Source organism: Staphylococcus sp. GDY8P198P, assembly GCF_017891615.1.
Classification (GTDB): domain Bacteria; phylum Bacillota; class Bacilli; order Staphylococcales; family Staphylococcaceae; genus Staphylococcus; species Staphylococcus cohnii.
Genome location: NZ_JAESJQ010000007.1, coordinates 153317 through 174219, shown reverse-complemented (window position 1 = coordinate 174219; position 20903 = coordinate 153317). Strand labels below are relative to the sequence as shown.

The 20903-nt window shown below is 32.3% G+C and carries 23 protein-coding genes and 1 tRNA gene; 23 read left to right on the top strand and 1 reads right to left on the bottom strand.

The genetic code is table 11. The features are described from left to right. Positions 1–100 precede the first annotated feature (100 nt). The 8 genes from racE to KA824_RS07950 all read left to right on the top strand — a co-directional run bounded on the left by racE (position 101) and on the right by KA824_RS07950 (position 4559). The gene (gene racE, locus KA824_RS07985; protein WP_107383706.1) at positions 101–895 is read left to right on the top strand and encodes a glutamate racemase; all 795 of its coding nucleotides are present in this window, start codon (positions 101–103) and stop codon (positions 893–895) included. Positions 896–910: 15 nt separating this feature from the next. Next, entirely contained in the window at positions 911–1492 is a 582-nt protein-coding gene (locus tag KA824_RS07980) for an XTP/dITP diphosphatase (protein ID WP_107383707.1), read from the top strand. Continuing rightward, on the top strand, positions 1492–2001 hold the full coding sequence (locus KA824_RS07975; RefSeq protein WP_107383708.1) for a YfcE family phosphodiesterase: 510 nt from the start codon (positions 1492–1494) through the stop codon (positions 1999–2001). The genes KA824_RS07980 and KA824_RS07975 overlap by 1 nt, the downstream gene beginning before the upstream one ends. A 276-nt stretch (positions 2002–2277) precedes the next feature. After that, positions 2278–2351, top strand: a tRNA-Arg gene (locus KA824_RS07970). A gap of 873 nt (positions 2352–3224) precedes the next feature. Further along, positions 3225–3359, top strand: coding sequence for a beta-class phenol-soluble modulin (locus KA824_RS07965; protein ID WP_019469301.1), 135 nt, complete (start codon positions 3225–3227; stop codon positions 3357–3359). Between the two features lie 30 nt (positions 3360–3389). Continuing rightward, positions 3390–3524: a beta-class phenol-soluble modulin gene (locus KA824_RS07960; protein WP_046208718.1), complete on the top strand. Its 135-nt coding sequence runs from the start codon at positions 3390–3392 to the stop codon at positions 3522–3524. Positions 3525–3571: 47 nt separating this feature from the next. Then, entirely contained in the window at positions 3572–3706 is a 135-nt protein-coding gene (locus KA824_RS07955) for a beta-class phenol-soluble modulin (protein ID WP_019469303.1), read from the top strand. A gap of 166 nt (positions 3707–3872) precedes the next feature. Then, positions 3873–4559 carry a YjjG family noncanonical pyrimidine nucleotidase gene (locus tag KA824_RS07950; RefSeq protein WP_107383709.1) on the top strand — a complete coding sequence of 229 codons (687 nt, stop codon included), beginning with the start codon at positions 3873–3875 and terminating at the stop codon, positions 4557–4559. Between the two features lie 156 nt (positions 4560–4715). Here the strand turns inward: KA824_RS07950 and KA824_RS07945 are convergent, their stop codons facing one another. Next, positions 4716–5156 (bottom strand): N-acetyltransferase, encoded by a 441-nt coding sequence (locus KA824_RS07945; protein WP_107383710.1) that lies wholly within the window; start codon positions 5154–5156, stop codon positions 4716–4718. A 276-nt stretch (positions 5157–5432) separates the two neighbouring features. Between KA824_RS07945 and bshC the strand changes: the two genes are divergently transcribed. The 15 genes from bshC to KA824_RS07870 all read left to right on the top strand — a co-directional run bounded on the left by bshC (position 5433) and on the right by KA824_RS07870 (position 20858). Beyond that, positions 5433–7046, top strand: coding sequence for a bacillithiol biosynthesis cysteine-adding enzyme BshC (bshC, locus tag KA824_RS07940; RefSeq protein WP_107383711.1), 1614 nt, complete (start codon positions 5433–5435; stop codon positions 7044–7046). A 149-nt stretch (positions 7047–7195) separates the two neighbouring features. After that, complete coding sequence (gene mraZ, locus KA824_RS07935) at positions 7196–7627, top strand: division/cell wall cluster transcriptional repressor MraZ (protein ID WP_046208714.1); 432 nt, start codon at positions 7196–7198, stop codon at positions 7625–7627. Between the two features lie 14 nt (positions 7628–7641). Next, positions 7642–8577 (top strand): 16S rRNA (cytosine(1402)-N(4))-methyltransferase RsmH, encoded by a 936-nt coding sequence (gene rsmH, locus KA824_RS07930; protein WP_107383712.1) that lies wholly within the window; start codon positions 7642–7644, stop codon positions 8575–8577. A gap of 14 nt (positions 8578–8591) precedes the next feature. Then, on the top strand, positions 8592–8996 hold the full coding sequence (gene ftsL / locus KA824_RS07925) for a cell division protein FtsL (protein ID WP_019469309.1): 405 nt from the start codon (positions 8592–8594) through the stop codon (positions 8994–8996). After that, positions 8977–11259, top strand: a complete 2283-nt coding sequence (locus KA824_RS07920; RefSeq protein ID WP_107385916.1) for a penicillin-binding protein — start codon at positions 8977–8979, stop codon at positions 11257–11259. Before ftsL ends, KA824_RS07920 begins: the two co-directional genes overlap by 20 nt. 202 nt (positions 11260–11461) lie before the next feature. Beyond that, positions 11462–12427, top strand: coding sequence for a phospho-N-acetylmuramoyl-pentapeptide-transferase (mraY, locus tag KA824_RS07915; RefSeq protein ID WP_107383714.1), 966 nt, complete (start codon positions 11462–11464; stop codon positions 12425–12427). Between the two features lies 1 nt (position 12428). Next, positions 12429–13778, top strand: a complete 1350-nt coding sequence (gene murD, locus KA824_RS07910) for a UDP-N-acetylmuramoyl-L-alanine--D-glutamate ligase (protein WP_107383715.1) — start codon at positions 12429–12431, stop codon at positions 13776–13778. A gap of 14 nt (positions 13779–13792) precedes the next feature. Then, positions 13793–14683 (top strand): cell division protein FtsQ/DivIB, encoded by an 891-nt coding sequence (locus KA824_RS07905; RefSeq protein ID WP_107383716.1) that lies wholly within the window; start codon positions 13793–13795, stop codon positions 14681–14683. A 105-nt stretch (positions 14684–14788) separates the two neighbouring features. Further along, positions 14789–16201, top strand: coding sequence for a cell division protein FtsA (gene ftsA / locus KA824_RS07900; RefSeq protein ID WP_107383717.1), 1413 nt, complete (start codon positions 14789–14791; stop codon positions 16199–16201). Between the two features lie 29 nt (positions 16202–16230). Continuing rightward, positions 16231–17373, top strand: a complete 1143-nt coding sequence (gene ftsZ, locus KA824_RS07895; RefSeq protein WP_064263619.1) for a cell division protein FtsZ — start codon at positions 16231–16233, stop codon at positions 17371–17373. A 236-nt stretch (positions 17374–17609) separates the two neighbouring features. Next, on the top strand, positions 17610–18398 hold the full coding sequence (gene pgeF, locus KA824_RS07890; RefSeq protein ID WP_107383718.1) for a peptidoglycan editing factor PgeF: 789 nt from the start codon (positions 17610–17612) through the stop codon (positions 18396–18398). An 18-nt stretch (positions 18399–18416) separates the two neighbouring features. After that, the gene (locus tag KA824_RS07885; RefSeq protein ID WP_181187478.1) at positions 18417–19091 is read left to right on the top strand and encodes a YggS family pyridoxal phosphate-dependent enzyme; all 675 of its coding nucleotides are present in this window, start codon (positions 18417–18419) and stop codon (positions 19089–19091) included. 5 nt (positions 19092–19096) lie between these two features. Further along, entirely contained in the window at positions 19097–19678 is a 582-nt protein-coding gene (locus KA824_RS07880) for a cell division protein SepF (protein ID WP_107383720.1), read from the top strand. A gap of 12 nt (positions 19679–19690) precedes the next feature. After that, the gene (locus tag KA824_RS07875; RefSeq protein WP_107385915.1) at positions 19691–19981 is read left to right on the top strand and encodes a YggT family protein; all 291 of its coding nucleotides are present in this window, start codon (positions 19691–19693) and stop codon (positions 19979–19981) included. Positions 19982–20087: 106 nt separating this feature from the next. After that, a complete protein-coding gene (locus KA824_RS07870; protein WP_181187556.1) occupies positions 20088–20858 on the top strand; it encodes a YlmH family RNA-binding protein in 771 nt (256 codons plus the stop codon). The last annotated feature ends 45 nt before the right edge of the window (positions 20859–20903 follow it).

Genomic DNA, 20903 nt, shown 5'->3' with positions numbered 1-20903 from the left:
GAAATGCCAGTTATTTAGAAATTTAGTTCTTGTAAAATGATTTTGAAAACACAGCTATGCTACAATAAAAGACAAGTAAATATATAAGGATGAACAATATATGGAGAAACCAATTGGAGTTATTGACTCTGGCGTTGGAGGTTTAACAGTAGCTAAAGAAATCATGCGCCAATTACCAAATGAAACAATCTACTATTTAGGAGATATAAAACGTTGTCCTTATGGGCCAAGAGAAGCTTCGGAGGTAAGACAATTTACTACAGAATTAGCTGAAAAGCTCATGACGTTTGATATCAAGATGTTAGTGATTGCGTGTAATACTGCAACGGCAGTCGCATTAAAACATTTACAAAATTTATTAGCGATACCTGTTATTGGTGTTATAGAACCAGGTGCTAGAACAGCCATTATGACAACAAAAAATCAAAATGTTTTAATATTAGGTACAGAAGGTACGATTAAATCAGAGGCCTATAGGCATCATATTAAGCAAATTAATCCAAATGTAGAAGTATCTGGAGTTGCATGCCCAGGCTTTGTTCCACTTGTAGAACAAATGAGATACAAAGATCCAACGATTACGAGTATTGTTATACATCAAACATTAAAACAGTGGAGAAACAGCAAAGCAGATACAGTTATTTTAGGATGTACGCATTATCCATTACTGTATCAGCCAATTAATGATTACTTTCACGGAGAAAAAGTAGTTATTTCATCTGGTTTAGAAACAGCGAGAGAAGTGAGTGCATTATTAACGTTCAGTAACGAGCATGCAGGTTATAAAAAGCAACCCGAACATAAATTTTTTGCTACAGGAGAAACAGAACATATTGAACGCATTATTGATGAGTGGTTAAATATGAAAGCAACAGTTGAAAAAATAGAAGTTTAAAGTGAGGCGTAAATAATGGAAGATATTGTTATTGCATCAAATAATAAAGGAAAAATAAACGATTTTAGAGTTATTTTTCCTGATTATAATGTTATAGGTATATCAGAACTCATCGAAGGTTTTGATGTTGAGGAAACGGGTGACACTTTTGAAGAAAATGCAAAACTAAAATCTGAAGCAGCTGCGCAAGCATTAAATAAACGTGTTATTGCTGATGATAGTGGATTGGAAGTTTTTGCGTTAGATGGTGAACCTGGTATATATTCAGCTCGCTATGCTGGCGAAACTAAAGATGATAATGCAAATATTGAAAAACTTTTAACTAAATTAGGTGATGAAACTGACCGTAGTGCACAATTTGTTTGCGTTATTAGCATGAGCGCACCAGGTGAAGATACAGTACAGTTTAAAGGAACTGTACAAGGAGAAATCACACTAAATAAAATTGGTGAACATGGCTTTGGATATGATCCTATCTTTTTCGTAGAAGACAAAAATAAAACAATGGCACAGTTAACCGCTGAAGAAAAAGGGCAAATTAGTCATAGGGGTAAAGCAATAGAACAACTACAACAATACCTAGAAGGTGATCAATAATGTCGAAATGGATTATAGTTAGTGATAATCATACTGAACAAGGTGTGTTGTTTGATATTATAAATCAACATGAGCATGTAGATGCTGCTATTCATTTAGGTGACTCTGAATTTGCTTATGATGATAGTGAACTCAGTCATTTTTATAGAGTAAAAGGAAATACCGATTTTTACCCTGAGTTTCCAAATGAACAAACACTTAATATAAATGGTATCAATGCATTTTTAACTCATGGCCATTTATATCAAGTGAATCGTACAAGAATACCTTTAGCAGAACAAGCAAAAGCAGCAGACTGCAAATTTGCCTTTTATGGACATACACATGTTGCTAAACATGAAGCAATAAATGGTGTGCATGTGATAAATCCAGGTAGTATTTCACAGTCGAGAAGTAATATTGAAGAAACATATGCAGAATTGCTTATTGATGATACGAGTTTAGATGCGATTTTAAATTTCCGTAATCGAAATCATGAAATCATCAGCAGTGAAAACTTTACAATTTAAAAAAGATGAAGGGTCTAGCTACGTTTAGAAACAATTTAATCGTAGCTTCATCCTCTTATTTCTATAAATAGTTAGATGCAACAAATAATTAAGCGTTATAAAGTTGTAAAAATAACGCTAACGTTAATGAATTCCTCAATTTAAAGAATTTAAATAAATTAGCAATATTATGATAAAAAGTTTACAATAGTGAAAAATCATATTTATTTTTAAGGGATAGAGTATTGCTTTATCAGTGCAAGTTAGATATAATTATTCTTGTGTTCAAAAGATAATGTCCTGGTAGCTCAGCTGGATAGAGCAATGGCCTTCTAAGCCATCGGTCGGGGGTTCGAATCCCTCCCAGGACACTAAAAGCGTTAAAATACATAAATTAATTTATGCATTTACTGACTAGACTGCTGATATATCAGCAGTCTTTTTATTTTGCTTTAAATTTTATTTACATATAGTTGACACACATAGTGGATACAAACATACTGTTTATTAAAGTCATAATATAGTTAATTAGCACATTGCAAAACTAAGTTTACAGATGAAATTGGATATTGAATATTGAATAAAGTGAATGATCATTATAATATATGAAAATGATGTCAAAAAGTATTATTTTATATAGTGAATTTAAACTTTCCCTTGCTCATTAGGCTATAACAATTAAAATACATTGTCATTTAATGCTTAATCATCTAAATTTGTAAGATGCTGAAATTATTTATAGATAATTGAGACATTAACATATGTTTCAGTCTAACAATAAGTGGTATTTAATATATAACTATAAGGTAATATATAACTTAATGATTATTTTGCGTTTGCGCTACTTCAATTTGAAGTGGCGCATTTTTAATGTTATTTGTAAAATTAATAAAAACCTTTCGTATTAAAAACATTGATATATTACATAGCAAGCTTAATTAGCATTAAATTATTCGGTAAGTTTAATTATATATATATATATTATAATTAAAGGCTCTCATCTAAGTTGTATAACATAGAATTGTGCAAAATACAGTTGAGCATTCAAAACTGTAAAATGATGTGTTTTTCACTACAGTTTTTACTATTATTTAATGAAGTATGAAATAAAACACAATTTTATATGTAAATGTCTTATAGTTATAGATAACAAACGATACTTAATTAAATAAAAAAATAACAGTATCGTTTAAAACATAATAAAACAGTCATAAGCATCTATCATATAATGAGGAGTGTTTATAATGGAAGGTTTATTTAACGCAATCAAAGATACAGTACAAGCTGGCATAGCAGGGGACGGTGCTAAATTAGGTACAAGTATCGTAAGCATCGTAGAAAACGGTGTAGGTTTAGCAAGTAAATTATTTGGATTCTAATATAAATAAATAATAAAGGAGATATAAATTATGACTAAATTAGCAGAGGCAATTGCAAACACAGTTGAAGCGGCAAAATCAGGTAACGGTTCAGAATTAGGTACAAGTATTGTAGATATCGTTTCAAGTGGTGCAGGTTTACTAGGTAAACTTTTCGGATTTTAAAATTGAGTACTTAGCTTATTTTAAAAATATAGTGAGGGGTGTTTATAATGGAAGGTTTATTTAATGCAATTAAAGATACAGTACAAGCTGGCATAGCAGGCGATGGTGCTAAATTAGGTACTAGTATTGTAGACATCGTAGAGAACGGTGTAGGTTTAGCAAGTAAATTATTCGGATTCTAATATAAATTTCTATGACGGACTGGCCAAGGTAATAACCTTGGCCTTTTTTGTTTGCTGAGATATGAAATATGGTATGATGAAGTAAAATTCGGCTATGTTTATACATTGACGAGGACATAACTGATATAGTTTATTAAAAGATATCATTAAGGGGTTAGAAAATACTATGAATAAAAGATGTTTGCTTATCGATTTTGACGATACAATTGTTGATTTTCATGATGCAGAAGCATATGCATTTCACCAACTTACAAAAAAATATAAATTAGAGACAAACCAAAATGATTTAAATCAATTTATGACTGTAAATCAAGCGCATTGGGAAGCATTTCAACAAAACCAATTATCAAAAACTGAAGTTTTAAGTAAAAGGTTTGAAGTGTATTTTGAGTTACATCAAATCAATGTTAATGGAGAAGAAGCGGACGTAATCTTTCGTGATGAACTGGCAAATGCTCCAATAAAATATTTTATGAACACGGTGGAAACATTGAGAATGCTCAAAGATACACATGATCTATATATTGTTACAAATGGTGTTTTAGAAACACAAGAAAGACGCATAGCAAAAACAAAAATGGGGAATTGGTTTAAAGGTGTTTATGTATCTGAGCAAACAGGATATCAAAAACCGATGCCAGAATTTTTTGATTTTGTTTTTAATGAAATTGGTCATGATAAAAGAGACCATGCAATGATTGTTGGCGATTCAATAACATCAGATATTTTAGGTGGGAAAAATGCTGCAATAAAAACATGTTGGTTTAATCCAAGAAATAAAATAAATGACACAGAAATTAATCCGGATTATACTATCGAATCGCTTGATCAATTGTTAGATATAGCAAAATAAAAGAAGCGTGAATTATAATCAGAAAAATTGATTTTAATTCACGCTTCATATTATGTTGATGATCATTCAAGAAATAAAAAAAGTTTACTTTATTAATAAAGTATCTACTATATTATAAAAATGAGTGCATTATTTTAAATGTATTAGATGTGAAAATTATGGTGTCCAAATAAGTATATCGTGGCCATCTTTATTTTGTTGTTCAATATCTTTAAATCCATGTTTAATAAAGAAATTTTTTGATTGATTACGTGCAATAACTTTTATAGGTTGGCCTTGTTCCTTGGCAAAATCTAGCAATGCTTTACCGTAACCACGACCTTGGAAATCACGTAAAACTTCTAGTTTCCATAAAATATTATAATCATTAAAATCTGAGAAATATACATCTTCAACTTCTCCTTTTCGGTATAAAGCCATACGAGCGCCTAACCTATCACCAACATATATGCCGAAAAATGGTGAGTCTGAACTAGCGTCTATCATTTCACCGCGTAATTCATCTACTAAATATAAATCTTCATTTCCGAAGTTTCTAAAATCTTCAAATAATTCGTCAGTTTTGTAATTAATATCTAGTCGTTTAACATTACTCACTTTAGCTTCCCCCTTTGCTTTATTACTAACTATTATACCTTATTTTATTGGATATTTCACAAAAATGAATGCTTAAAACATTTTGTAAAATTAACAATGTTAATTTGCTCATTGTTTTTATATAATGTAAAGTGCTGATAACTTGTATGAATATTGGACAACGACGTTTATACATATTTAAAATAATTTCCAATCAATTTATAAGCCGTAAAATTGTCAATGTTGAACATAAACTTTATACTAAATAGGAATAGAGTAACGTAAGGAGAATTACGAATGGATTGTATGACAACGAAACTTAATGAAAAAGATCAATTTATATCGAATGTTAAAAATAGTGATTCAACTTTAGCTAAATATTATCATCTTGATGCAATGAATGAACATGATTACAAAAAACGACTACTTATAGAAAATAACGGAAGAGAAGCGTCACTAGCAAAAATCATTGAAGCATACATGGGTGATTTAACATTAGATCATCAACAAAATGACAATTTAAAAGCACTTAGTAACGGTGCGAAAGTTGTAATCGGAGGCCAACAAGCTGGTTTGTTTGGTGGGCCCTTATACACGTTCCATAAAATATTTTCAATTATTACATTAAGTGAAAAACTATCAAAAGATTACGATACGCACGTTGTCCCTGTTTTTTGGATTGCGGGTGAAGATCATGATTTTGATGAAGTAAATCATACTTATGTTTTTAATGAGCACAAGGCAACTTTACAAAAAATTAGATATAGTACAATGACGCCACCAGAGTCTAGTGTTTCAAAGTATTTGCCAGATAAAGAAGCGTTACATAAAGCGTTAAATCAATTTTTTAAAGAACTAAAAGAAACTGAGGCTTCTTCAAAACTATTGAACATGTGTAGAAATATTATCGATCATTATGATGGTTGGACTGACATGTTTAAAGCTTTATTACACGAAGTTTTCAAACATTATGGATTATTACTGATAGATGCAAATGATAAAGCGTTGCGTCAATTAGAAAAACCAATGTTCAGAAACATGATTGAAAAGCATCATTCAGTTGACGATGCCTTTAGACAAACGCAAGCTCAAACAATGGCTGATGGCTTAGACCAAATGATACAGACAGAGACGAATGTGCATTTGTTCATGCATGATGAGGGTGTAAGACAACTATTAACTTTTGAAAATGGGAGATTTTATTTAAATAAATCTGAGAAGTCATTTTCGGAACAAGAACTTCTTAATATAGTAGAAACAGAACCAGAAAGATTTTCTAATAATGTCGTTACAAGGCCAGTAATGGAAGAATGGCTATTTAATACAGTAGCGTTTATAGGCGGTCCAAGTGAAATTAAATATTGGACAGAATTAAGCGATGTTTTTCGAACATTAGAAGTAAACATGCCTATCGTTTTACCTCGATTAAGAATTACTTATATAAATGCTAGAATAGAAAAGTTATTAGCGCATTATCAATTGAACCGTAATGATATCATTGAAAAAGGAATAGAGGCAGACAAAGCGCAGTTTATTAGATCCAAAGCGTCACAAACTTTTATAGAACAAATTGAAACACTGAAAGAACAGCAAAAGGACTTATTTCAATCTCTTCAAGCAGAAGTTACAGACAATCATGATAATAAAGTATTGTTAAACAAAAATAATGAAATTCATCAAAAACAATTTGATTACTTGCTAAAACGGTACTTATTAAATATCGAAAGAGAAAATGACATTAGCATGAAACATTTTGAGATATTAAGTAAAACACTCCATCCAATGGGTGGATTACAAGAAAGAATATGGAATCCACTTCAAATTATGAATGATTTTGGGCTAGATGTGTTTAGTCCCTCCACCTATCCACCACTTTCTTACACATTTGATCATATATTGATAAAACCTTAGAGCGACAATGGGAACACCCGATTCATCATTAAGATGAATCGGGTGTTTTTTTCTATATTTCAAGAAATTTTGGTGAAATTTGTATAATTAGTGGAGGATAGTGGTGAGATGTGGTAAATTATATATATAAGAAGGTGAGGTGATTATAAATGTTCATGGGTGAATACGAGCATCAATTGGATACTAAGGGACGTATGATTGTTCCTTCCAAATTTCGCTATGACCTAAATGAGCGTTTTATAATTACCCGAGGCCTTGATAAATGCTTATTTGGTTACACTTTAGAAGAATGGCAAGTAATTGAAGAGAAAATGAAAACCTTACCAATGACAAAAAAAGATGCGCGTAAATTTATGCGTATGTTCTTTTCAGGCGCTGTCGAAGTAGAATTAGATAAGCAAGGGCGTATTAATATTCCTCAGAATTTGAGAAAGTATGCCAATTTAAGTAAGGAATGTACGGTAATAGGTGTCTCAAATCGCATAGAAATTTGGGATAGAGAAACTTGGAATGATTTTTATGATGAATCAGAAGATAGTTTTGAAGATATTGCCGAAGACTTAATTGACTTTGATTTTTAAATGGAGGCGTTAAATTGTTTCATCATGTCAGCGTTATGCTAGAAGAAACTATAGATTACTTGAATATTAAAGAAGATGGCATATATGTCGACTGTACATTAGGTGGAGCAGGTCATGCCCTCTATTTATTAAATCAAATTGGAGACGAAGGTAGACTTATTGCAATTGATCAAGACACAACAGCACTTGAAAATGCAAAAGAAGTATTGAAAGACCATATACATAAAGTTACCTTCGTTCACAGCAACTTTAGAAAATTAACTGAAATTTTAGATGATTTAAATATTGAAAAAGTAGATGGCATTTATTATGACTTAGGTGTATCTAGCCCCCAATTAGACGTGCCTGAAAGAGGTTTTAGTTATCATAATGATGCGAAATTAGATATGCGTATGGATCAAACACAATCATTATCAGCATATGAAGTAGTGAATGAATGGTCGTTTGAAAAATTAGTTAGGATTTTTCATCGTTATGGTGAAGAAAAATTTTCAAAACAAATTGCAAGACGTATAGAACAAAATAGAGAACAAAAGCCAATTGAAACAACTTTAGAACTTGTAGATGTCATTAAAGAAGGTATCCCAGCTAAAGCAAGAAGAAAAGGTGGGCATCCTGCTAAAAGAATTTTCCAAGCAATTAGGATTGCAGTTAATGATGAATTATCTGCATTTGAAAATTCGTTAGAACAAGCGATTGATCTCGTGAAAGTGGACGGAAGAATATCTGTGATAACATTCCATTCGTTAGAGGATCGGCTATGTAAACAAATGTTTCAAGAATATGAAAAAGGTCCCGAAGTTCCTAGAGGTTTACCTGTCATACCAGAAGCTTATACACCTAAATTGAAGCGAGTTAACCGAAAACCAATCCTTGCTACAGATGAAGATTTAGAAGAAAACAATCGAGCGCGTAGTGCCAAGTTACGTATAGCTGAAATACTAAAATAAGGAGTGATTTTTGAGTGGCAGTAGAGAAAATATACCAACCGTATAGTGGAGCAGAGCAGCATATACCACAAACGCAACCGTCGCCTCATCCCCAGAGTCAACCCCAGACAGTTAAGCGTAAAGTAATTGTCAAGCTAACTAAGTTTGAAAAGATGTTATACATAGGACTTATAACAGTAATTGCTTTAATAAGTATTTATATGCTATCTTTAAAAATGGATGCGTATGAAACTCGAGAAAAAATTGCAGATTTAGATACAAAAATTGAAAAACAATCTAGTGAAAACAGCGCAATAAAATCTGAAATTAAAAAGAACTCCTCATATGAACGCATTTACGATAAGGCCAAAAAAGATGGAATGAGCCTTAAGAACGATAATGTAAAGGTAGTGCGTAATAATGGCGAAGCGAAGAATTAAATTAAAAAAACCGAAGTTTTCAATTAAAAAAAGTAAAATAGGGGCAGTCCTACTCATCCTTGGATTTGGACTGCTCTTTTTTACGTTGGTTTTAAGATACTCGTATATTATGTTGACAGGACACTCTTCTGGTGAAGATTTAATTATGAAAGCGAATGAAAAGTACTTAGTAAATACACAACAACAACCAGAAAGAGGTAAGATTTATGACAGAAATGGCAAAGTCTTAGCTGAAGATGTGGAACGTTATAAAGTTGTGGCAGTTGTAGATAAAAAAGCAAGTGAAGGTAGCGATAAACCTAAGCATGTGACAGACAAAAAAGAAACTGCCAAAAAACTTGCAACTGTGATTGATATGTCAGCAAAAGAAATTGAAAAAAAACTGGATAATAAAAAAGCCTTTCAAGTTGAATTTGGTCAAAAAGGTACAGATTTAACGTATCAAGAGAAAGAAAAAATTGAAAAAATGAACCTTCCTGGTGTGACGTTATATCCAGAAACTGAAAGATTTTATCCTAATGGAAACTTCGCATCTCATTTGATAGGAATTGCACAAAAAGATCCTGATAGTGGAGAATTAAAAGGTGCTTTAGGCGTTGAAAAGATATTTGATAGCTATCTTTCAGGTCAAAAAGGTGCATTATCATATATTCATGATATTTGGGGCTATATTGCACCAAATACCAAAAAAGAAAAAGTACCTAAACGTGGAGATGACGTACATTTAACCCTTGATTCAAACATACAAGTTTTCGTTGAAGAAGCGTTAGATGGCATGGTTGAACATTATAAACCAAAAGATTTGTTTGCCGTAGTTATGGATGCAAAAACTGGAGAAATCTTGGCGTTTAGTCAAAGGCCAACTTTCAACCCAGAAACTGGTGAAAATTTTGGAAAAAAATGGGCAAACGATCTATATCAAAACACTTATGAACCAGGATCAACTTTTAAGTCTTATGGACTAGCGGCTGCAATTCAAGAAGGTGAATTTAAACCGGATAAAAAATACACTGCTGAACCTAGAGAAGTTATGGGATCTAAAATATCTGACTGGAATAAAGTAGGTTGGGGAGAAATCTCAATGTCTACTGGTTTCACATATTCTTCAAATACTTTAATGATGCACTTACAAGATTTAGTTGGTTCAGATAAGATGAAAGAATGGTATGAAAAATTTGGTTTTGGTAAATCTACCGATAGCATGTTTGATGGTGAATCTACAGGTGGTATTGCCTGGGATAATGAAGCACAGCAAAAAACATCTTCATTTGGACAATCTACAACCGTAACACCAGTTCAAATGCTAAGAGCGCAATCAGCTTTTAATAATGAAGGTAAAATGTTGCAACCATGGTTTGTGGATAGCGTGAGCAATCCTGTTACTGATGATACATTTTATAAAGGTAAAAAAGAGTTTGCAGGAAAACCAATTACTAAAGACACTGCTAAGAAAGTTCGTACCGAATTAGATAAAGTTGTAAACAGTGAAGACAGTCACGCTAAAAACTATCAAATTGATGGTTATGACGTAGCCGGTAAAACAGGTACAGCACAAGTTGCTGACTCTGATAATGGTGGTTATGTTCAAGGTGAAAATCCATATTTTGTAAGCTTTATTGGTGACGCACCTAAAGATGATCCAGAAGTAATTGTTTATGCTGGTATGAGTTTAGCACAAAAAAATGATCAAGAAGCCTACGAAATGGGTGTAAGTAAAGCGTTTAAACCTATTATGGAAAATACGTTAAAATACTTAAATGTTGGAGATAAAAATTCTAAAGATAAATCTGATGTGAAGTATAGTAAAGTACCAGATGTTCAAGGTCAAGAGACGCAAAAAGCACAAGATAAGGTGAATAGTAAATCTCTTGATCCAATAGTCATAGGAAGTGGAGATAAAGTGGTAAAACAATCAGTATCACCTGATAAGGAAGTGCTTCCAAATAGTAAGGTACTCCTATTGACAGATGGGGATATAACAATGCCTGACATGACTGGTTGGACAAAAGAAGAAGTAATTGCCTTTGAAACATTGACGCAAACAAAAGTGACTACAAAAGGTAGTGGTTTTGTTTCTAATCAATCTGTTAATAAAGGACAAAAAATTGACAAAAAAGATAAAGTAGAAGTGACGTTATCTGCTGAAGCGATTAATGGTGAATCATCAACCACGTCATCTAAAGAAAAGGAATCATCCAAAGACGATACTGACAAAAATGATGATAACAACTCAGATTCAAGTAGTGACAAACAAAGTGAATAAATAAATTATTTTATTTCTGACGTCAATGGTAAAACATGTTAAAATGTATAATTTGAAATTGATGCGAGGTAGTAATTTAAATGTTTAGTACAAAATATAATTTTGTAGATTTAAAACATAAATACTGCCTCGTTACATATGATTTATAAGTTGCACCTAGCATTAACGACATTAATCCAATTTAATATTAAAGGAGCATAATATGGTTTATTTACTAGCGATCATTGCATTACTAATAACATTTATATTAGTCCCTGTATTGATACCAACACTAAAAAGAATGAAATTCGGACAAAGTATAAGAGAAGAAGGCCCTCAAAGTCATATGAAAAAAACAGGTACACCAACTATGGGTGGGTTAACTTTCCTACTTAGTATTATTATCACTTCAATATTAGCTATTATTTTTATGGATAATGCGAATCCAATTATATTATTATTGTTTGTGACGATTGGTTTTGGGTTAATTGGTTTTATAGATGACTACATCATTGTTGTTAAAAAAAATAATCAAGGTTTAACGAGTAAACAAAAATTTCTTGCTCAAATCGCTATTGCGGTTATTTTCTTCATATTAAGCCAAGTGTTTAATTTAACAGACTTTTCAACTGGCATTCATATTCCATTTACAGGTTTAGAAGTACCTTTATCTATTGCATATGTAATTTTCATTGTATTTTGGCAAGTTGGTTTTTCTAATGCAGTGAATTTAACAGATGGATTAGATGGACTTTCTACAGGGCTTTCCATTATTGGATTTATTATGTATGCATTAATGGCTTATATCCAAGGGGCTAATTCTATTGGTTTGTTTTGTATTATCATGATTTTTGCGTTACTTGGATTCTTACCGTTTAATTTAAATCCTGCAAAGGTATTTATGGGAGATACAGGCAGCTTAGCTTTAGGTGGTATCTTTGCCACGATTTCAATTATGCTAAACCAAGAATTGTCGCTCATTTTTATTGGTTTTGTATTTGTAGCTGAAACATTATCAGTTATGATTCAAGTTACATCATATAAGCTTACAGGGAAAAGAGTTTTCAAAATGTCACCACTACATCACCATTTTGAGTTAGTCGGCTGGAATGAACGAAAAGTTGTTACTGTATTTTGGACAGTTGGTATTATTTCAGGTCTTATTGGCTTATGGATTGGAGTGAATTAAATTGCTGAAATATACAGGTTTAGAAAATAAAGATGTATTAGTAATAGGATTAGCAAAAAGCGGATATGAAGCAGCAAAATTATTACAAAAACTTGGCGCAAATGTCGTTGTCAACGACGGCAAGGATTTAAGTCGAGATGCACATGCAATTGATTTAGAAAATATGGGTGTCAAAGTTGTTGGTGGGGAGCACCCATTTTCTTTACTTGATAATGATCCACTCATTTTTAAAAACCCTGGCATACCTTATACTGTTCCGTTGATTCAAGAAGCGGAACGCCGAGGACTACAAATACTTACTGAAGTGGAATTAAGTTATTTAGTTTCAAAAGCACCTATTATTGGTGTGACAGGTACAAATGGAAAAACAACGGTAACTTCATTAATTGGAGATATGTTTAAAAAAAGTAGAATTACTGGTAAATTATCTGGCAATATAGGTTATGTTGCTTCAAAAGTGGCACAAGAAGTAGATGAAGAGGATTACCTTATAACTGAATTATCTTCATTTCAATTACTAGGGATTGATAAATATAAACCACATATCTCAATTATTACAAATATTTATTCGGCACATTTGGATTATCATGAAAATTTAGAGAATTATCAAAATGCCAAAAAACAAATATATAAAAATCAAACAGAAGATGATTACTTAATATGTAATTATCATCAACGCCATTTGATTGAATCTGAGTCTTTAACAGCAAAAGTATATTATTTTTCAACACAGCAAGAGGTTGATGGTATCTACGTAAAAGATGATTATATTACATTTAAAGGTTTCCGACTTATTCATAAAGATGACTTAGTACTACCTGGTGAACACAATTTAGAAAACATACTTGCTGCCGTGTTAGCTGCATTATTAGCAGGTATTTCTGTAAGAGCAATTATAGATAGTTTGTCAACATTTTCAGGCATAGAACATAGGCTTCAATATGTAGGATCAAATAAAACTAATAAGTACTACAATGACTCTAAGGCTACTAATACTTTAGCAACTCAATTTGCGCTTAATTCATTTAAACAACCTATTATTTGGTTGTGTGGCGGTTTAGACAGAGGAAATGGATTTGATGAATTGATTCCATATATGAATAACGTCAGAGTGATGGTAACTTTTGGTGAAACACAAGATAAATTTGTGAAATTAGGCGAGAATCAAGGCAAATATGTAATAAAGGCTACTGATGTAGAAGATGCAGTCGATAAAGTACAATCAATTATTGAGCCTAATGACGTTGTGTTATTATCGCCAGCTTGTGCAAGTTGGGATCAATACAATACATTCGAAGAGCGCGGGAATAAGTTTATTAAGAGTTTCCAAGCGCATTTACCTTCACTTTAAAGGTTGTGAAATAAATGTCAGATAAAGTTAGTGAATTTGATTCTGAATATTTAAAAGAGAAACGTGCAAAGCGACGTAAAAAACAAAAACAAATCCAATACGCGATTTTCGGTATTTTGTTATTTATTATTTTGCTGATTCTTATTTATATGTTCACACCATTAAGTAAAATCAACACAGTGACCATTGAAGGTAATGATAATGTATCTAAAACTTCTATTAAAAAAGCTATCAATGTGAAAGATGATTCAAGAATGTATACCTATAGTACTTCAACAGCTGTTAAGAATTTAAAAAAGAATAAATTAATAAAACATGCAGAAGTGACTAAAGTATTACCGAATAAGTTGAATGTTAAAGTGACAGAAAGTCAAATTGTTGGTTTAGTTAAAAAGAAAGATGATTATGTACCCATTCTTGAAGATGGCACAGAGTTAGAAAATTATGAAGAAAGTAATGTGACAGATGACGGTCCCGTACTAGAAGGATTCAAAAAAGAGAAAAAAGAAAAAATGATACAAGAATTATCAAAAATGCCTGCAAAAGTTCGAGGTATGATTGCAGAAGTGCAATATGATCCACAAGAAAATTTACAAAATCAAATCAAATTATTTACGACAGATGAGATTCAAATTGTAGGTAATTTAAATACTATTGCCAATAAGATGAAGTATTATCCTCAAATGTCACAATCATTAGAACGTGATGAATCAGGAAGTTTAAAAAAATCAGGTTACATTGATTTGTCAGTTGGCGCTTCTTTCATTCCTTATAGTGGTGGAAGTACGACTAAATCAACAAGTGATCAAAATGTTGATAAAGGAAATACAGAGGAAGATAAAGCTAAAGACGAGTTACAAAGTGCATTAAATAAGATAAATAAAGAATCAGACAAAAATAATTAAAAAATTTAGACAAATACATGTGTTTATAGTTCACAAGCGTCAAAACGTATTGTAAACTGTTAATAGTGTGAACATGAATAAGTAATTGTCAGGAGGTGCCTATCTATGGAAGAGCATTATTATGTAAGTATAGATATCGGTTCGTCAAGTGTTAAAGCGATAGTGGGCGAAAAATTTCACAATGGAATAAATGTGATAGGTACAGGACAGACCTACACAAGTGGTATAAAAAATGGTCTTATTGATGATTTCGACATCGCAAAACAAGCGGTTAAAGATACAATCAAAAAAGCCTCTATTGCATCAGGCGTCGATGTTAAAGAAGTGTTTTTAAAACTTCCAATTATCGGTACTGAGGTATTTGATGAATCAAATGAAATTGAATTTTATGAAGATACTGAACTAGATGGTACACACATTGAAAGTGTACTGGAAGGTATACGTGAAAAAAATGATGTACCCGAAACAGAAATAATAAACGCTTTCCCAATTAAATTTGTTGTAGATGGCGAAAATGAAGTGTCAGATCCTAAAGAACTCATTGCTAGACACAGTTTGAAAGTAGAAGCTGGTGTCATTGCAATTCAAAAATCAATCTTAATAAACATGATTAAATGTGTAGAATCTTGTGGTGTAGACGTGTTAGATGTTTATTCTGATGCATATAACTATGGATCAGTACTTTCAGCAACGGAGAAAGAACTTGGCGCATGCATCATTGATATAGGTGAAGATATAACACAATTAGCATTTTACGAAAGAGGAGAGCTCGTAGATGCTGATGCTATAGAAATGGCTGGTAGAGATATAACAGAAGATATTGCAAAAGGTTTAAATACATCATATGAAACGGCTGAAAAAATTAAACATCAATATGGTCACGCTTTCTTTGATTCAGCGTCTGATCATGATGTATTCACTATTGACCAAGTAAATAGTGAAGAAGAAGCGCAATTTACTCAAAAAGATTTAGCAGATGTAATAGAAGCACGTGTGGAAGATATATTCTTTAATGTGTTTGATGTATTACAAGAGTTAGGTCTTACAAAGGTAAATGGAGGTTTCGTTGTAACTGGTGGTTCAGCTAATTTACTAGGCGTTAAAGAATTGCTTCAAGATATGGTAAGTGAAAAAGTAAGAATTCATACACCATCACAAATGGGCATAAGAAAACCAGAGTTTTCTTCAGCGATTTCAACGATTTCTAGTAGCATTACTTTCGACGAATTACTAGATTATGTTACAATTAATAATCATGACAGTGAAGAATTTGAAGAAGAAGTCATAGAATCAAATGATCGAGAAAATAGTACGAAGTCAAGCGGATTTGATTGGTTCAAAAAGAAATCAAACAAACAAGAAGAGCCACATACATCAACTTCTGATATAGAAGAACCAGAAGCGTCTGAGGCATACGAACATGAAGACAACATAGAACAAGAACATGAAGAAGAAAGTAAACCTCAAGACAAAGAAGAAAGTAAGTTCAAGAAACTTATGAAATCTCTATTCGATTGATTGGCCACTAAAACTAGGAGGAAATTTAAATGTTAGAATTTGAACAAGGATTTAATCATTTAGCGACGTTAAAAGTCATCGGTGTAGGGGGCGGCGGAAATAACGCTGTTAACCGAATGATTGATCATGGTATGAATAATGTTGAATTTATTTCCATCAATACGGATGGACAAGCTTTAAACTTATCTAAAGCTGAGTCTAAAATCCAAATTGGTGAAAAATTAACGCGTGGTTTAGGCGCTGGTGCAAACCCTGAAATAGGTAAAAAAGCTGCCGAAGAATCGCGTGAGCAAATTGAAGATGCCATCCAAGGTGCGGATATGGTGTTCGTAACAGCAGGTATGGGTGGCGGTACTGGTACAGGTGCTGCGCCAGTTGTAGCGAAAATCGCAAAAGAAATGGGAGCGTTAACAGTTGGTGTTGTTACGCGTCCATTCGGATTTGAAGGCCGTAAACGTCAAACACAAGCAGCTGCTGGTGTAGAATCAATGAAAGCTGCTGTTGACACATTAATCGTAATTCCTAATGACCGTTTATTAGATATTGTTGATAAGTCTACACCAATGATGGAAGCATTTAAAGAAGCTGACAATGTATTACGTCAAGGTGTTCAAGGTATTTCAGATTTAATCGCTGTTTCAGGTGAAGTTAACCTTGACTTTGCAGACGTTAAAACAATTATGTCTAACCAAGGTTCTGCGTTAATGGGTATCGGTGTGTCTTCTGGCGAAAACCGTGCAGTAGAAGCTGCTAAAAAAGCTATTTCTTCACCATTATTAGAAACTTCTATTGTGGGTGCACAAGGTGTGTTAATGAACATTACTGGTGGAGAATCACTATCATTATTCGAAGCACAGGAAGCAGCAGATATTGTACAAGATGCAGCAGACGAAGATGTTAATATGATTTTCGGTACTGTAATTAATCCAGAATTACAAGATGAAATTGTGGTAACAGTAATTGCTACTGGATTTGAAGATAAACCATCATCTCAAGGTCGCAAAGCATCAAATACTGGATTCGGCAATAGTGCATCATCTGGAAGTACAACTGCAAAAGAAGATTCATTCTCTTCTAGTGCATCACAATCTACAGATAGTGCAAATGAAGATGATATTCCTAGCTTTATTAGAAATCGTGAAGAAAGACGTTCTAGAAGAACTAGACGTTAATCTCGAATGAACTTCTTCTTCTGTTAGTTTTTCATAATAATTAATATTAATTAAGACAACATAAAACATATAGATGTCATCAGGTCCAAAGATCTGATGACTTTTTTGAATTTAGAAATTGGCATATAATTAGATGTGAAATAATTCGTTATGGACAAAATGTAGTTTCCAATTATTTAGAATCTCCCAATGACTTTAGATAGTTTGTAAATGTTGAATAGCTGGAGGTTTATGACATGCAAGAGAAATTTATCAAAGATCGTCATATTTTAAAATATGATGACAATCAATTAAACAATGTGAAATTGGGTATAACAACAAGAGAAGATGGATTTAGTAATTACCCGAAAAATGCATTTAACATGGCAAGATATATTAATGATGATCAAGATAATGTTACAAAGCATCAAATGTTACTTGCTTCTGTAATTCAGTTTCCCACAAATCAATGGGTTTTTCCGATTCAAACACATGAAAATAAAGTGGTTGAAATTACTAACAAAGATAAGGGTACAAATATTGATAGACTTTCTAATGCGTTACATGGTATAGATGGTATGTATACATTTGAAAAAGATATTTTATTAACCATGTGTTATGCAGATTGTGTACCAATTTATTTTTACAGCGAAAAGCATGATTTTATTGGTTTGGCTCATGCGGGTTGGCGTGGTACAGTAGGACAAATTGGCAACCAAATGTTAAAACATATACCATTTGATTTTAATGATTTAAAAGTTGTTATAGGACCAGCAACAGCAAATTCATATGAAATTAATGATGATATTAAAAGTAAATTTGAGCGCTTACCTATAGATTCACATCAATATATTGAGACGAGAGCAGAAAACCGTCACGGTATAGACTTAAAAAAAGCAAATGCTATGTTGCTAGCGTATGGTGGCGTTCCCCAAAATAATATTTATATAACAGATTATGCTACTTCAGAAGATTTAACTTTATTCTTTTCATATAGAGTAGAGAAAGGTAATACTGGTCGTATGTTAGCTTATATTGGTCAATAACTAAGAGGTGTATAAAAATTGGATGTACAGCAAAGTTTAACGCAAATAAATAATCAATTGGACATACATTGTAAAAAAGGAAATATTACAACAGTCCCACACGTGATAGCAGTGACAAAATATGTTACAATAGAGCGAGCTAATGATGCTTACCAAGCAGGTATTAGACACTTTGGTGAAAATCGTTTAGAAGGTTTTCAACAAAAAAAAGCAGCTTTACCAGACGATGTAGTCATGCATTTTATCGGTTCTTTACAAACAAGAAAAGTTAAAGAAGTAATCAATGATATCGACTATTTTCACGCTTTAGATCGTCTGAAATTAGCAAAAGAGATTAATAAAAGAGCTGAACATAAAGTGAAATGTTTTGTTCAAGTAAATGTTTCTGGAGAAACGTCAAAACAAGGCATCGCTTTAGATGAAGTAGATACGTTTATTAAAGATTTAGAGCAATATGAAAACATAGAAATTACTGGTCTTATGACAATGGCACCATATACGGACGATGAACCGTACATTAAAGATTTATTCAAATCATTAAGAGCAAAAAGAGATGAAATTAAAGCGCTCAATTTAAATTATGCACCATGCACAGAGTTATCGATGGGAATGAGTAATGATTACCATTTAGCAGCTGAAGAAGGTGCGTCATTTTTGAGAATTGGGACTAAACTTGTAGGAAAAGAGGAGTGAGCCCCGTGGCTTTAAAAGATTTATTTAGTGGTTTTTTCGTAGTTGAAGAGGAAGACGATGATTTAAAAGCGCCACCCGAAGAAGAACAAGATAGACAACAAGCACAGTCTCAAACAAATTATAATAATCAACAAACTGAAAATACAGAAAGACAACGTATACAGTCCGTACCCAAAAAACAACCAACAAGATTACAACAATCAACAGGGGAAAGGAAGTATCAAATGAATAACAGTGCACCTAAAAATAATACTAGGAACGTTGTGAACATGAATAATCAAGAACAAAATAATTATGGATTTACGCAAGAAAGTTCTAAAATGTGTTTATTTGAGCCACGCGTCTTTTCAGATACTCAAGATATTGCGGATGAATTAAAAAATCGCAGAGCAACTTTAGTAAACTTACAACGTATTGATAAAGTGTCTGCAAAAAGAATTATCGATTTTCTAAGCGGTACCGTTTATGCAATTGGTGGAGACATTCAACGTGTAGGTTCTGATATATTCTTATGTACGCCAGATAATGTTGAAGTCGCAGGAAGCATAACGGACCAAATTGAAAATATGGAATACCAAGGTGAATAGAGGTAAACATTCATGGATATAGGTTTATTAGCAAATATATTTCAATTTATTTTATTCTTGGTCAAAATTTATTACTTTGGGATGATTGTGTATTTCTTTATGTCATGGCTTCCAGGTGCACGGGAAAATAAATTCGGTCGATTTTTATCAAAATTGTATGAGCCGTTTTTAGAACCATTCCGTAAAATTATTCCGCCCATTGGCATGATTGATATTTCTTCAATTGTTGCAATAATTGTACTTGTATTATTCCAAACTGGCTTGGCAAATATTTTTAGTTTGATTTTAAGAAATTTAGTGTAAGTTTTGTACTGAGAATAAATAATAATTGAATAAAGTTTAAAATAAATGTTAAGCACCTAACGTTAAAAACGAGAGGTGCTTTAACTTATATTTGGAGTGAAATCACATCGATATTTATCAACATTTTAGAAAAGAAGAGCATGAATTAATCGATCAACTTATCGATAAGTGTTATCGTGCCAATGAGCAATTTGCGCCTGTGTTAACTTCTTTTTTAGATCCCAGAGGCCAATATATATTAAATGTTATAGTTGGTAGTTTTCAAGATTTAGAAGTTACATTTTATGGAGGACTATTTGCTGAGAGACAAAGAGCTATCATAGCACCAGATTACTTTCAACCTGAAGTGGAAGATTTTGAAATCATTCTTTTTGAAATTGATTATCCTCAAAAATTTGTCACACTTCAACATCAACATGTACTGGGTACAATCATGTCATTAGGTATCGAAAGAGACCAATTAGGTGACATTGTGGTAGATGAAAGTATACAATTTACTTTGACAAAGCAATTAGAATCATATATTATATTGGAATTAAATAAAATTAAAGGCGCTACAGTTAAACTAAATGCGATACCAATAAAAGATATGATACAATCAAAAGAGAACTGGCACTCATTTGAGACAACCGTATCTGGTTTACGTTTAGATGTCGTTCTAAAAGAAATGATTCGTAAATCGCGTTCTATTAGCAAACAGTTAATTGAAAAGAAACGTGTTAAAGTTAACCATACGATCATTGATTCTGCTGATTTCCAACTGGACAAAGGTGACTTACTGTCTATTCAAGGATACGGAAGAGCAATGGTTGTTGATATCGGTGGAAAAACAAAAAAAGATAAAACACGAATTTCCTACAAAACTTTATTTAAATAAGTTATACTTATAAAGTGTAAAACAACCGAATTTTAACGACTAAAA

Bases quoted from the DNA above. Each gene is read 5' to 3' on its own strand.
- racE (WP_107383706.1), top strand. From the start codon at position 101: ATGGAGAAACCAATTGGAGTTATTGACTCTGGCGTTGGAGGTTTAACA.
- KA824_RS07980 (WP_107383707.1), top strand. From the start codon at position 911: ATGGAAGATATTGTTATTGCATCAAATAATAAAGGAAAAATAAACGAT.
- KA824_RS07975 (WP_107383708.1), top strand. From the start codon at position 1,492: ATGTCGAAATGGATTATAGTTAGTGATAATCATACTGAACAAGGTGTG.
- KA824_RS07965 (WP_019469301.1), top strand. From the start codon at position 3,225: ATGGAAGGTTTATTTAACGCAATCAAAGATACAGTACAAGCTGGCATA.
- KA824_RS07960 (WP_046208718.1), top strand. From the start codon at position 3,390: ATGACTAAATTAGCAGAGGCAATTGCAAACACAGTTGAAGCGGCAAAA.
- KA824_RS07955 (WP_019469303.1), top strand. From the start codon at position 3,572: ATGGAAGGTTTATTTAATGCAATTAAAGATACAGTACAAGCTGGCATA.
- KA824_RS07950 (WP_107383709.1), top strand. From the start codon at position 3,873: ATGAATAAAAGATGTTTGCTTATCGATTTTGACGATACAATTGTTGAT.
- bshC (WP_107383711.1), top strand. From the start codon at position 5,433: ATGGATTGTATGACAACGAAACTTAATGAAAAAGATCAATTTATATCG.
- mraZ (WP_046208714.1), top strand. From the start codon at position 7,196: ATGTTCATGGGTGAATACGAGCATCAATTGGATACTAAGGGACGTATG.
- KA824_RS07920 (WP_107385916.1), top strand. From the start codon at position 8,977: ATGGCGAAGCGAAGAATTAAATTAAAAAAACCGAAGTTTTCAATTAAA.
- mraY (WP_107383714.1), top strand. From the start codon at position 11,462: ATGGTTTATTTACTAGCGATCATTGCATTACTAATAACATTTATATTA.
- KA824_RS07905 (WP_107383716.1), top strand. From the start codon at position 13,793: ATGTCAGATAAAGTTAGTGAATTTGATTCTGAATATTTAAAAGAGAAA.
- ftsA (WP_107383717.1), top strand. From the start codon at position 14,789: ATGGAAGAGCATTATTATGTAAGTATAGATATCGGTTCGTCAAGTGTT.
- ftsZ (WP_064263619.1), top strand. From the start codon at position 16,231: ATGTTAGAATTTGAACAAGGATTTAATCATTTAGCGACGTTAAAAGTC.
- pgeF (WP_107383718.1), top strand. From the start codon at position 17,610: ATGCAAGAGAAATTTATCAAAGATCGTCATATTTTAAAATATGATGAC.
- KA824_RS07875 (WP_107385915.1), top strand. From the start codon at position 19,691: ATGGATATAGGTTTATTAGCAAATATATTTCAATTTATTTTATTCTTG.